This is a genomic window from Rathayibacter sp. CAU 1779 (assembly GCF_054551755.1).
Genome location: NZ_JBTOLK010000005.1, coordinates 109,117 through 121,129, shown reverse-complemented (window position 1 = coordinate 121,129; position 12,013 = coordinate 109,117). Strand labels below are relative to the sequence as shown.

Genomic DNA, 12,013 nt, shown 5'->3' with positions numbered 1-12,013 from the left:
GTGTTTCGGCGGCCATAGCGAGAGGGAAACGCCCGGTCACATTCCGAACCCGGAAGCTAAGACTCTCAGCGCCGATGGTACTGCAAGGGGGACCTTGTGGGAGAGTAGGACACCGCCGGACTTAACATCACCAAGTGGCCACCCAGCAATGGGTGGCCACTCGGCATTTAACAGCACAGAACTGTTTGACAACAGATCTGTTTTAAGAGCACAGAGCTGTAAGCGCACAGATCTGTTTAACAGCACAGAGCATCGGACATCAGGACGCATTCGTGTCCGCGGCTGAACGAGGCGCCGAGGAGAAGGTTTCGCGACATGGCAGCAGACGATCGCGGCGACAGCCAGGAGAACGGCGGGGAGTCCCGTCGGCGAGGCGACGGCGCCGGCAACAGTCGTGCGGACGGCTCATCGGGGAGCGGCCGCAATGCGTACGGTGGCGGCCGGGGAGCGAGCCCCTCGGGTGGCGGGACCCATGGTGCAGGTTCCTCTCGGGGCGATCGCCCGGCCGGTGCCGGCCGACGTGATGCAGGCTCGAAGGGCGGCGCACGATCCGGTGGCGACGGGACGCAGGGCTACCGCGGCGGACACGGCTCAGGTGGCGCGTCGAGTCGAGCGAACGGCGGTCGCGACGGCGCTTCACGGCCTTGGCGCGGTGATGGCGGCGGTCGCGATGAGCGGGACGGGCGCGGCGGGCGTAGTGCCTCGTCGCGATCCGGTGCCGCCTCTGGTGCAGGTGCGCGGGACGGATCCGCACGGCGTGAGGGCAAAGACTGGCACGGTGGTAACGGACGCCGTCCGGAGGCGGGGTCGGGCCGTGGCGCGGGGGACGGCATCGGCTCGTCCGGTGACGGGTATCGGCACGGTGGCGGAAAGCCGGGCGCATCGCGTTCAGGCGGCCGCGAGCGTTGGACGGCGGACGGGCGTGACGCGCGGCGTCAGGACGGAGATCGGCGCTGGGCGCGCGACGGCGATCAGCGTGGTGGCCGTGACGCCCGACCGAGTCGCGACGGCGGTCCGAAGGGCGAGTATCGCTCGCGGGATGCCCACGAGCGCGGCTCTTCGCAGGGTTCTCGTGACGGAGCGGGCCGTGGCGAGAGGTCTTGGAGCTCGTCTCGTCAGGATCGAGGAGGCTTCGGGGCACGTGACAGTGCCCGCGACAGCCGCGATCGCGGCGACCGTTCAGGTGATCGCGGTCGAACCGGAGGAGGTCCGCGCGACAACTCGCGGAACGATCGTGAGTGGTCGGGATCACGCGGTGGCCGGCCGGCGAGCGGGTCTCGGTCGAGTGGTCGGGATGATGGCCGCGGGCGCGGCTTCGAGCATCGCGGTGAGGACGAGGAACCTCGGGGGATGGCGCCGCGGAGCGTTCGCCCTCGGCATGACGATCCGGAGATCCCGGATTCGGTCGAGCCACGGGATCTGGATCGTGCGGCACGTACTCAGCTGAAGACGCTGACGAAGGAGAACGCGGACGAGGTCGCACGTCATCTTGTGATGGCGTCGCAACTGATCGATGAGGATCCTGCGCTGGCTCATCGCCACGCGTTGGCGGCGGCACGCAGGGCGGGACGCATAGCGATCGTGCGCGAGACGCTGGCAATCACGGCGTATCAGACGGGCGACTATGCGTTGGCGCTGCGTGAGCTGCGGACGTATCGACGTATCTCGGGAAACAACGACCAGCTCGCGCTCATGGTGGACAGCGAGCGCGGGGTGGGACGTCCCGATCGCGCGCTCGAGCTAGGACGGTCGGTCGATCGCGCCGAGCTGCCGGCCGACGCTCAGGTGGCGCTGGCGATCGCGATGTCCGGTGCACGACTGGACCTCGGACAGACGGATGCTGCGCTGAACGAACTGCAGATCCCGCAGCTCGATCGAACCCGAGCGTTCTCCTACAGTCCCGATCTGTTCGACGCCTACGCGACGGTCCTCGAGGATCTCGGACGCGCCGCGGAAGCCGCGGAATGGGCCGGACTCGCTGAGCGGGCGCGCGAGGCTCTCGGGCAGAACGAGGAAGACGTGATCGAGGTCGACGAAGAGGAAATCGAGTTCGACGTCGATGAGGACATCGAGGTCGATGAGGACGACGAGGACGACGAGTTTGACGAGGGCCTCGAGGTCGAGGTCGACGAAGCGTCAGCGGTCGAGGTGCCCGGCACATCCGGCGGCACGGAAGGCGACTTCGCGGACGGCGGCGTCGCGGGTAATCAGGGTGACAACCCGGACGCCGACGACACGAAGGACGTCGCGGACGGGGCGGCCGAGGCGGAGGACGTCGCAAACGACTCAGACGTGACAGACCTCGAGGGCGTCGTGCTCGAAGCGGAATCCGCGGAGAACGACGGTGTCGACCCGGCGGAAGCCGACGGGGATGCTGTATCGGAGACATCCGCCGATGACGAGTGAGGCTCGCCGCGGCCTGTTCCGTCGGGAACGGGCCGCGACGCCGCTCGACGGCGTGGACGTCATCCTGGCGGATCTCGACGGTGTGCTGTACGCGGGAGCGGACGCGATCCCTCACGCCGTCGAGTCGTTGAATACGGCGCAGGCCGAGGGCATCCGGGTCGGATGCCTGACGAACAATGCGGCGCGGACCGATCGCGCCGTTGCGGATCACCTGACCAAGCTCGGTTTCGACGTCGAGCCTCACGACGTGATCACGTCGCCTCAGGCCGCCGTGCGGATGCTGGCCGACCTCATCCCGGCCGGATCCATTGTCCTGGTGGTGGGCGGCGACGGGCTGGTCGCGGAGCTGGACAAGGCCGGCTTCGAGGTGACGCGATCCGCGGAGGATCGTCCGGCGGCCGTCGTGCAGGGCTTCGCACCCGAGGTGGGATGGCTGCAGCTGGCAGAGGCATCGTTCGCGCTCGCGGATGAGAGCGTGCACTGGGTGGCGACGAACACCGACTGGACGATCCCGCAGGCGCGCGGCGTCGCGCCCGGCAACGGAACGCTGGTGTCGGCCGTGCACACGGCCGTCGGGCGGCTGCCCGTCGTGGCGGGCAAGCCGGAGCGTGCGATCTACGACCTGGCGATCGAACGATTCGGTGCGAAGACGCCGCTGGCGATCGGTGATCGGCTCGACACCGACATTGCGGGCGCCAACCGGGTGGGCATCCCGTCCGCACTGGTACTGACCGGAATCGACAAGGCGAAGCAGGTGCTTGCGGCGGGTAAGGACGAACGGCCGACGTTCGTGCTGTCGGATCTGCGGGAACTGCACGAGCCGTATCCGGTCGCGAGGGTGTCGAAGGCGGGGGATGCGGTCGAGGTGCGGCACGCATCCGTGCGGCTGGAGGGCAGCGCCGTGCGGATCATCAGACGCGGAGACAGCGAGATCGACCTGCTGCGTGCCGCGAGCACGCTGATCTGGGGGAGCGGGCGTCCGATCTACGCGCTCGACGTTCCCGAAGAGCTCTACGCGTGACAGCGAGAGAACGGAGCGCCGCTGACGGTCGTCGGGGGTCGGCGGTACCGTGGACGGATGCTTGACGAGAGCGGATCGCTGCCGGACGACGGCAGTGGCATCCGGATGAGCGATGCCGATGGCGGAGTCGTCGGAGGCGTCGTCGATGACACGCGGAGTGCCGACGGCGCCGACGAGGTACAGCAGACGACCGGTGGCGTGACGAGCGAGGGCATCGGAGCGGACGCCCGCTGCGAATCGGACGCGGCTCCGGACATCGCGGACGACGGGCTTGTGTCGCGTCTGCAGCTGATCGAGGAGCGCCCGTTGCAGGATCGCGCAGATGCATACGGGCGGATCCATGGCGAGCTCGTCGACGCGTTGGAGGGCGGCGACCATCCCGAGCTGGACGACTGAGCGGTTGGACGACTGAGCCGGTGGGAGAACAGCGTCTGGATGCCGCGGTGGCGGCCCGCGGACTCGCGCGCTCACGCACGCAGGCGGCGCGACTCATCGCCGATGGTCGCGTCAGTGTGGACGGACGACCGGTGGTGAAGGCATCCGCTCACGTGGAGGAGACGAGCGAGATCACGATCGCGGGGGTGGATCACTACGTCAGTCGGGCAGCGCGCAAGCTCATCGCGGCGCTCGAACGATTCGGTCTGGATCCGCGCGGCACGACGGCGCTCGACGTCGGGGCGTCGACGGGCGGCTTCACCCAGGTGCTTCTCGAGCGCGGTGCCGATCACGTGATCGCGGTGGACGTCGGTCACGGTCAGCTCGCGCCGCTCATCGCGATGGACGACCGGGTGACAGCCGTCGAGGGTGTGAACGTGCGCTACCTGGACGCCGCGGCGCTGGGTGAGCTCGCCGGCGGCCGTGAGATCGGGATGGTGGTGGGCGACCTGTCGTTCATCTCGCTCACGCTGGTGCTGCCGCCGCTCGTCGAGGCGGTGGGGCGCGACGCCGAGTATGTGCTGCTGGTCAAGCCGCAGTTCGAGGTGGGGCGCACCGGCATCCGGGAGGGGGTCGTACGCGACCCGGTGCTCCGCGAGGACGCGGTGACCTCGGTGGCGTGGGCCGCCTGGGACCTCGGGCTGCCGACGGCGGGCATCCTTCCGTCCCCCATCGCCGGAAGTCACGGGAATCATGAGTACCTGATCCGGCTCAGCACACGAGCAGGTCGGCATCCGACAGAATGGTTGAACGACATCGGCGAGATGGTGGGAGAGTGACGCGCGTGGACGCACCCGGTCGGTACTTCCTCGTTGTTTCGCACACCGGGCGTGGTGATTCGGTGCTCGCCGGTATCCAGGTATGCCGCCAGCTGATCGCAGCGGACGTCGTCCCCGTGCTGGGTGCGGAGGAACGTGCCGATCTCGTGGATGCCGCGCCGGACCTGGCGTCGCTCGCCGTGCTCGGCGACGACGTGGCGCCGGATCAACTCGAGCTCGTGATCGTGCTGGGCGGCGACGGCACAATCCTGCGTGCGGCTGAGACGGTTCGCGGATGCGACATACCGTTGCTGGGCGTCAACCTCGGGCACGTCGGATTCCTCGCGGAGAGCGAGCGCGACGACCTCGAGCTGGCCGTCACGCGTGCCCTTGCCAGGGACTACACGGTCGAGCAGCGCATGACGCTCGCCGTGAAGGTGACGTCGGGGACCGAGATCGTCTACGAGAGCTGGGCGCTGAACGAAGCGAGCATCGAGAAGGCCAGCAGGGAGCGCATGATCGAGGTCGTCATCGAGGTCGACGGCCGTCCGCTGTCGAGCTTCGGATGCGACGGCGTCGTCATGTCGACCCCGACAGGCTCCACCGCCTATTCGTTCTCCGCAGGCGGACCCGTTGTGTGGCCGACGCTCGACGCACTGCTCCTCGTTCCCCTCAGCGCACACGCCCTGTTCGCGCGGCCTCTCGTGGTCGCCGCCGATTCGGTGCTCGCTGTCGAACTGCTGCGCCGGACGGACACCCCGGCCGTGCTCTGGTGCGACGGACGGCGCGCGTTCGACCTTCCGCCTGGATCCCGGGTGATGGTGTGGCGATCGCCGACCCCGGTCAAGCTCGCCCGCCTTCACACCGCGCCCTTCACCGATCGCCTCGTGCGCAAGTTCGACCTGCCGGTCACCGGATGGCGGGGGCCGAACGCCCGTGATTGAGGAGATCTCGATCCGGGACCTCGGCGTGATCGAGCGGGCGACCTTGCCGCTCGGCCCGGGATTCACCGCTGTCACGGGCGAAACGGGTGCCGGCAAGACGATGGTCGTCACGGCGCTGGGCCTGTTGCTCGGACAGCGCGCCGACAGCGCGGTCGTCCGCGCAGGCAGCGCTCAGCTCTGGGTCGAGGGACGTTGGCGCGTGCCCGCCGACGGCGAGGTCGCCGACCGCGTGCGGGATGCCGGGGGAGACCTCGACGACGCGGGAGACGCATCCGCGGGCGAGCTCGTGCTCAGCCGATCGGTGGCCGCAGAGGGCCGCAGCCGCGCGATCGTCGGCGGCCGCGGCGCGCCGGTGAGCGTGCTCACCGAACTGGCGGAACAGCTCGTGGTGGTGCACGGTCAGTCGGACCAGATCCGACTGAGGTCAGCCACGGCACAGCGGGACGCGCTCGACCGGTTCGCCGGCCAGCGACTCGGCGAAGCTCTGGACGCCTATCGGCAGGCGTACCGTCGCTGGAATGCCAATCGGGAAGAACTCGCCGAGCTCATTGACGAGCGGGATCGCCGCGCACGTGAGGCCGACGACCTGCGCGCTGCGCTCAGTGAGATCGAGGCGGTCGCCCCCGAGCCGGGCGAGGACGAGGCGCTTGGTGAACAGGCGGAGCGCCTGACCAACCTCGAGTCCCTGAGACTGGCGGCATCCGTCGCGCGTGAGTCGTTGTCGGCGGAGGATTCTGAGGGCCCGGATGTGCGCGGGCTCCTCGAGACAGCCCGGCGCGAGCTCGAGCGGGCCGGCACTCACGATGCTGCGCTGCAGGAACTGGCGGATTCGCTCTCGGAGCTCGGGTTCCAGGTGGACGATGCGGCCGCGCAGCTGTCGACCTATCTCGCCGCGCTGGATGCCGATGGCGCCCACGATCTCGAAGTGATCCAGGAGCGGCGGGCCGAGCTGTCCGGGCTGGTGCGCAAATACGGTCCGACGCTGGACGAAGTCATCGAGAGGGCGGCCACGGGTGGTGAGCGACTCGCGGAGCTGGAAGGCGACGAGGAGCGCATCGAGCAGCTGACGATGCTCGTCGAGGACGATGCGGGTGAGGTCGAGCGGCTGGCGGCATCCGTCTCCGCACTCCGCAGCGCGGCAGCGGAGGTGCTCGCGGCGCAGGTGACCGAGGAGCTTGCGGCATTGGCCATGGCGGACGCCGCCGTCGTGGTGGACGTGCGGCAGCGTGAGGAGTATTCGCTCTCCGGGCGGGATGCTGTCTCGATCCTGCTGCGCCCGCACGGTGGTGCTGAGCCTCGGCCGCTTGGCAAGGGTGCGTCCGGCGGTGAACTGTCGCGTGTGATGCTCGCCATCGAGGTGGTGCTGGCCGGGAGCGATCCCGTGCCGACGTTCGTGTTCGACGAGATCGATGCGGGCGTCGGCGGGGCATCCGCCATCGAGATCGGCCGCCGGCTCGCTCGGCTCGCCGAGACGGCTCAGGTGATCGTCGTCACGCATCTCGCACAGGTCGCGGCGTTCGCCACCAATCACCTCACCGTCGTGAAGGCGGGAGACGGATCGGTGACGGCCTCGAGCGTGCAGCAGCTCGACGGCGACGACCGGGTGTCGGAGATGGCGCGACTGCTCTCCGGGCTGCCGGATTCCGAGAGCGGGCTCGCCCACGCGCGTGAGCTCATCGAGGTCGCACGAGAGCGGGCCGAGGTCGCTGCCCAGCGACGCTGAGCTCGCTCGGATCCAGAACGGGGTTGCCCTGGCGATTTCCGAGTCAGGACCTTCATCGCTCGACGCTCGCTCATGCGTCCACGAGTCTGGATGCCGATGATGACGCGGCGCGGGCCGACGCCCATCGGCGCCGGCGGCTGCCGATGGGCGTCGGCCCGCTGGGGCTCAGGCTCGTTCGTCGACCGCTGCGTCCTGGGCCAGCAGGACGCCGAGGGCGTCCAACTGGGCGCCGATGCCTTGGGTGCGGTACTCGGGCTTGTCCTCGTCGTCGAGATAGATCCCGTGTTCGGTGAGGACCAGCCGTGTGCCGTCGGCGTCGGCGTGGAACTCCACCGAGGTGAGGGACACGGAGATGCGAGTGTCGTCACGCAGCATGTAGCTCGAGTAGACGATGCGCTCGTTCTCGACGATGTCCCGGTACTCGGCGTCGTACGTGTAGACGACGCTGCCGCCTGGCACGCCGCCGCGCGAGAACTCGTGTCCGCCGATGCGGAAGTCCAGTCGGTAGTCGCTGCCGACGCCGTCGGGGGTCGTGTCGCCGGTGAACCAGACGCGCTTGGCACGGACATCCGTCCACGCGGCGTACACGCGCTCGACGGGAACCGGATACGTGCGCTCGAGCTGCATCGTGTCGTGAGTGACGAATCGATCGGTCATGGGAACTCCTCGTGTCCTTGGTCATTTCTGTCGGTGATACGGATGGTCGTCGTCGGAGGATCGGCGTGCGTTCGGGCGCCGGTGCCGCCGTGGACGGGCGTTGTGGAGCGATGCGGTCAGGTGTCGGTGCCGGTCGCCGTCGGAGTCGCCACGTCCGGAGTCGCCACGTCCGGAGACTCCCCGTTCGCGAAGAAGTCGCCGAGGCGATCGAGCCGGTCGTTCCACGCGATCCGTCGATCGGTGAACCACGCCTCCGCCCTGTCGAAGGCCGAACGGTCCAGGCTGCAGGTGCGCACCCGTCCGACCTTGCGGCTGCGGACGAGTCCGCTGGCCTCCAGCACCTGGAGGTGCTGGATGACCGCCGGCAGTGACATCGCCATCGGCCGGGCGAGCTCACTGACCGATGCGTCGCCGTCGGCCAGTCGCTCGACCATGCTGCGACGGGTCGGGTCGGCCAGCGCATGGAAGACGCCATCCAGATGGTTAAGCATGTGGTTAACTAATCACTGTGAACCGGCGATGTCAAGGTCATGCGGTGAGCACGGGTGCGCGAGTCAGATCGCTTGCGGCGGGTCGGGTGAGCGGCGTGGCAGGGATCCTGGACGGGATGTCGATGCAGGGAAGAGAGTGGGACGCGCGTCGTGTCGGTGACCCCGGGGGCGCGTCATCCCGGTGATAGGATGAAAGCCCGTGGTGGAAAAATCTGACGCGGGTCCCTCGAGCACAGCAAACCAGCCGAACGGCACTACCAAGCACATCTTCGTGACAGGTGGTGTCGTTTCTTCTTTGGGCAAAGGGCTGACGGCAGCCAGCCTGGGCAACCTCCTCACGTCGCGCGGCCTGCGCGTCGTGATGCAGAAACTCGATCCGTACCTCAACGTGGATCCCGGAACGATGAACCCGTTCCAGCACGGCGAGGTCTTCGTGACCGACGACGGCGCCGAGACCGACCTCGACATCGGACACTACGAACGCTTCCTCGACATCAACCTGAGCCAGGCGGCCAACGTCACGACAGGTCAGATCTACTCCCAGGTGATCGCCATGGAGCGGCGCGGCGAGTACCTCGGTGACACGGTGCAGGTGATCCCGCACATCACCGACGAGATCAAGCGCAGGATGCGGCTGCAGGCGTCTGATGTTCCCCAGCCCGACGTGATCATCACCGAGATCGGCGGCACGGTCGGCGATATCGAGTCGCAGCCGTTCATCGAATCCGCTCGCCAGGTGCGCCACGAGCTCGGACGTCAGAACTGCTTCTTCGTGCACGTCTCGCTCGTTCCCTACATGAACGCCTCGGGCGAGCAGAAGACCAAGCCGACGCAGCACTCCGTCGCCGCACTGCGCTCCATCGGAATCCAGCCGGACGCGCTCGTGCTGCGCAGCGACCGCCCCGTCTCAGAGAGCAACAAGAAGAAGATCGCGCTCATGTGCGACGTGGATGAGAGCGCCGTCGTCAACGCGGTCGACGTGCCGAGCATCTACGACATTCCGAACATGCTGCACGAGCAGGGGCTCGACGACTACATCATCGCCCAGCTCGGTCTTGCCGCCGACGAGCCCGATCGCGAGAGCTGGGACGCTCTCCTCAAGGTGGTGCACGAGCCGAAGCATGAGGTGACCATCGGCCTCGTCGGCAAGTACGTCGACCTTCCGGATGCCTATCTCTCCGTCACCGAGGCGCTGCGAGCAGGCGGCTTCGCCAACCGCGCCAAGGTCAACCTGAAGTGGATCGCGAGCGACGGATGTCAGGATCCGGAGGGCGCAGCCCGCGAGCTGGCCGATGTGGACGGCATCTGCGTGCCCGGCGGATTCGGCATCCGCGGCATCGAGGGCAAGCTCGGTGCGCTGCGGTTCGCGCGGGAGAACGGGATCCCCACACTCGGCCTCTGCCTCGGCCTGCAGTGCATGGTGATCGAGTACGCGCGGCACGAGGCCGGCCTCGACGGCGCATCCTCGAGCGAGTTCGATCCGGACACGACGTATCCGGTCATCGCGACGATGGCGGAGCAGGTGGAGATCATCGCCGGCGGCGACCTGGGCGGCACGATGCGCCTTGGCCTGTATCCGGCGAAGCTGCAGGACGGATCGATCGTCTCCGAGCTGTACGGAGCTGACGAGGCATCCGAACGGCACCGCCACCGGTACGAGGTGAACAACAACTACCGCGAGCGCATCGCCGACGCAGGCCTGGTGTTCTCCGGCACCTCGCCCGACGGCCATCTCGTGGAGTACGTCGAGCTCGACCGCGACGTCCACCCGTTCTACGTGGGCACGCAGGCGCACCCGGAGCTGCGTTCGCGGCCGAACCGCGCGCATCCGCTGTTCCGCGGTCTCATCGCCGCAGCCCTCGACCGCCAGGAGTCCAGCCGCCTCTTCGAGGTGAAAGAGGAAGTGGATGCCTGAACTCGGTTCGCCCGACGACCGGCGAGCAGGCGACGAGCTGGCCGACGAGCCGTACGCGGCCACCGTCGTCGACTCGGAGGTCGTGTATCGCGGCCGGGTCTGGGATGTGCGCAGGGACACCGTGGACCTCGGCCACTCGACGATCGTGCGCGAGTACGTCGACCACACGGGAGCCGTGGCGGTGCTCGCGCTGGACGATGAGGACCGGGTGCTGCTCATCAGGCAGTACCGGCATCCGATCCGCACGCGCGATTGGGAACTGCCGGCAGGCCTGCTCGACCTGCACGGCGAGCCGCCGCTGAAGGCAGCCCGGCGCGAGCTCGCCGAGGAGGCCGACGCCGTCGCAGACACGTGGAACGTGCTGGCGGAGCTCGCCAGCACGCCCGGCGGCAACAACGAGGTGATCCGCATCTACCTCGCCAGGGGCGTGCGTCACGCGGGCGAGACGTTCGCGCGCGAGGAGGAAGAGGCCGACATCGAGGTGCGCTGGGTTCCACTCGACGAGGTGGTGCGCGGGGTGCTGGAGCGTCGGCTGCGCAACGCGCCGCTCGCGCTGGGCGCTCTCGCCGCTGTCGCTTCGCGCTCGACGGGTTACGAGACCCTCGGGCCCGCGGATGCCCCGTTGCAGCGGGGCTCGTGGCTCACGCGGCGGCTCGACGGGCACACCTCGGCGGACAGGGGAGCTGCCGAGACGCAGGTCTCCGACGCAGACGAGGCGCCGGCGGCGGACGCGTCGCGATGACCCCGGATGCCGCTGTCGAGGAGTACCTGCGACACGTCGGCATCGAACGCGGCTTGTCCCGCAACACGGTCGCCGCCTACCGTCGAGATCTGAAGGTGTACCTCGTCTGGCTGGCAGAGAAGGGTGTGACAGACCTCGGCTCGGTGGGACCGCGCGATGTGGACGACTACGCGCGGTACCTGAACACCAGGGGCGAAGCGGATGCCGCGCAGGCGCTGGGTGCGGCATCCGTCGCTCGCATGCTCTCCACGGTTCGCGGCCTGCACCGGTTCCTGCTCGACGAGGGCGACGTGACGGAGGATGCCGCACGCGACGTTCGGCCGCCCAAGTTGCCGTCGCGGCTGCCGAAGGCCCTCACGATCGCGCAGGTGGAAGCGCTCCTCGCTGCGACGGACGGTGACGAGCCGGCGCTGATCAGGGACAAGGCGCTGCTGGAGCTGCTGTACGCGACGGGCGCGAGGGTCTCGGAGGCGATCGACCTCAACGTGGACGACGTGATCGACCGCGAGGTGATCCGACTCACCGGCAAGGGCAGCAAACAGCGGATCGTGCCGCTCGGCAGGTACGCACGTGAAGCCGTCGACGACTACCTGGTGCGCGTGCGTCCGCAGTATTCGGCGCGGGGGAGGGCGACCCCGGCCCTGTTCCTCGGCGCACGCGGCGCCCGGCTGAGCAGGCAGAGCGCATGGCTGATCATCCGGGCGGCGGCCGAGCGGGCGCAGCTGACGGCATCCGTCTCACCGCACACGCTGCGGCACTCGTTCGCCACACACCTTTTGGAGGGCGGAGCGGATGTGCGGGTCGTGCAGGAGCTGCTCGGGCACTCGTCCGTCGCCACGACGCAGATCTACACCCTCGTCACCGCGGACACGCTCCGCGACATGTACACGACGGCGCATCCGCGGGCTCGGTGACCAGGGA

The 12,013-nt window shown here is 68.6% G+C and carries 11 protein-coding genes and 1 rRNA gene; 10 read left to right on the top strand and 2 right to left on the bottom strand.

Translation table 11 applies throughout. The features are described 5' to 3' along the window. Nucleotides 1–4: 4 nt before the first annotated feature. From rrf to recN, 7 genes are all read left to right on the top strand, one after another. A 5S ribosomal RNA gene (gene rrf / locus ACX9R5_RS18230) occupies nucleotides 5–121 on the top strand. Nucleotides 122–1,350: 1,229 nt separating this feature from the next. Further along, on the top strand, nucleotides 1,351–2,406 hold the full coding sequence (locus tag ACX9R5_RS18225; RefSeq protein WP_459410479.1) for a hypothetical protein: 1,056 nt from the start codon (nucleotides 1,351–1,353) through the stop codon (nucleotides 2,404–2,406). Continuing rightward, entirely contained in the window at nucleotides 2,396–3,427 is a 1,032-nt protein-coding gene (locus ACX9R5_RS18220) for an HAD-IIA family hydrolase (RefSeq protein WP_459410478.1), read from the top strand. Before ACX9R5_RS18225 ends, ACX9R5_RS18220 begins: the two co-directional genes overlap by 11 nt. Before the next feature lie 57 nt (nucleotides 3,428–3,484). Next, the gene (locus ACX9R5_RS18215; RefSeq protein ID WP_459410477.1) at nucleotides 3,485–3,823 is read left to right on the top strand and encodes a hypothetical protein; all 339 of its coding nucleotides are present in this window, start codon (nucleotides 3,485–3,487) and stop codon (nucleotides 3,821–3,823) included. A 20-nt stretch (nucleotides 3,824–3,843) separates the two neighbouring features. Continuing rightward, entirely contained in the window at nucleotides 3,844–4,641 is a 798-nt protein-coding gene (locus tag ACX9R5_RS18210) for a TlyA family RNA methyltransferase (protein WP_459410476.1), read from the top strand. 5 nt (nucleotides 4,642–4,646) lie between these two features. Then, entirely contained in the window at nucleotides 4,647–5,564 is a 918-nt protein-coding gene (locus ACX9R5_RS18205; RefSeq protein ID WP_459410475.1) for an NAD kinase, read from the top strand. Then, nucleotides 5,557–7,287 (top strand): DNA repair protein RecN, encoded by a 1,731-nt coding sequence (gene recN, locus ACX9R5_RS18200; protein ID WP_459410474.1) that lies wholly within the window; start codon nucleotides 5,557–5,559, stop codon nucleotides 7,285–7,287. The genes ACX9R5_RS18205 and recN overlap by 8 nt, the downstream gene beginning before the upstream one ends. A gap of 165 nt (nucleotides 7,288–7,452) precedes the next feature. On the opposite strand, the gene ACX9R5_RS18195 is transcribed toward recN, so the two are convergent. Next, nucleotides 7,453–7,944 carry an SRPBCC family protein gene (locus ACX9R5_RS18195; protein WP_459410473.1) on the bottom strand — a complete coding sequence of 164 codons (492 nt, stop codon included), beginning with the start codon at nucleotides 7,942–7,944 and terminating at the stop codon, nucleotides 7,453–7,455. A 116-nt stretch (nucleotides 7,945–8,060) separates the two neighbouring features. Then, nucleotides 8,061–8,435 carry an ArsR/SmtB family transcription factor gene (locus tag ACX9R5_RS18190; protein WP_459410472.1) on the bottom strand — a complete coding sequence of 125 codons (375 nt, stop codon included), beginning with the start codon at nucleotides 8,433–8,435 and terminating at the stop codon, nucleotides 8,061–8,063. 202 nt (nucleotides 8,436–8,637) lie between these two features. Between ACX9R5_RS18190 and ACX9R5_RS18185 the strand changes: the two genes are divergently transcribed. The 3 genes from ACX9R5_RS18185 to xerD are packed head-to-tail and all read left to right on the top strand — an operon-like array spanning nucleotide 8,638 to nucleotide 12,006. Next, nucleotides 8,638–10,350 carry a CTP synthase gene (locus tag ACX9R5_RS18185; protein ID WP_459410483.1) on the top strand — a complete coding sequence of 571 codons (1,713 nt, stop codon included), beginning with the start codon at nucleotides 8,638–8,640 and terminating at the stop codon, nucleotides 10,348–10,350. Next, nucleotides 10,343–11,092 (top strand): NUDIX domain-containing protein, encoded by a 750-nt coding sequence (locus tag ACX9R5_RS18180; protein WP_459410471.1) that lies wholly within the window; start codon nucleotides 10,343–10,345, stop codon nucleotides 11,090–11,092. The genes ACX9R5_RS18185 and ACX9R5_RS18180 overlap by 8 nt, the downstream gene beginning before the upstream one ends. Next, nucleotides 11,089–12,006, top strand: a complete 918-nt coding sequence (gene xerD / locus ACX9R5_RS18175) for a site-specific tyrosine recombinase XerD (protein ID WP_459410470.1) — start codon at nucleotides 11,089–11,091, stop codon at nucleotides 12,004–12,006. Before ACX9R5_RS18180 ends, xerD begins: the two co-directional genes overlap by 4 nt. The last annotated feature ends 7 nt before the right edge of the window (nucleotides 12,007–12,013 follow it).

What these genes read in the sequence shown, in the direction of transcription:
- ACX9R5_RS18215 (WP_459410477.1), top strand. Translation starts at nt 3,485, where the DNA reads ATGCTTGACGAGAGCGGATCGCTGCCGGACGACGGCAGTGGCATCCGG.
- ACX9R5_RS18195 (WP_459410473.1), bottom strand. Translation starts at nt 7,944, where the DNA reads ATGACCGATCGATTCGTCACTCACGACACGATGCAGCTCGAGCGCACG.
- ACX9R5_RS18180 (WP_459410471.1), top strand. Translation starts at nt 10,343, where the DNA reads ATGCCTGAACTCGGTTCGCCCGACGACCGGCGAGCAGGCGACGAGCTG.
- ACX9R5_RS18220 (WP_459410478.1), top strand. Translation starts at nt 2,396, where the DNA reads ATGACGAGTGAGGCTCGCCGCGGCCTGTTCCGTCGGGAACGGGCCGCG.
- ACX9R5_RS18225 (WP_459410479.1), top strand. Translation starts at nt 1,351, where the DNA reads ATGGCGCCGCGGAGCGTTCGCCCTCGGCATGACGATCCGGAGATCCCG.
- ACX9R5_RS18190 (WP_459410472.1), bottom strand. Translation starts at nt 8,435, where the DNA reads ATGCTTAACCATCTGGATGGCGTCTTCCATGCGCTGGCCGACCCGACC.
- xerD (WP_459410470.1), top strand. Translation starts at nt 11,089, where the DNA reads ATGACCCCGGATGCCGCTGTCGAGGAGTACCTGCGACACGTCGGCATC.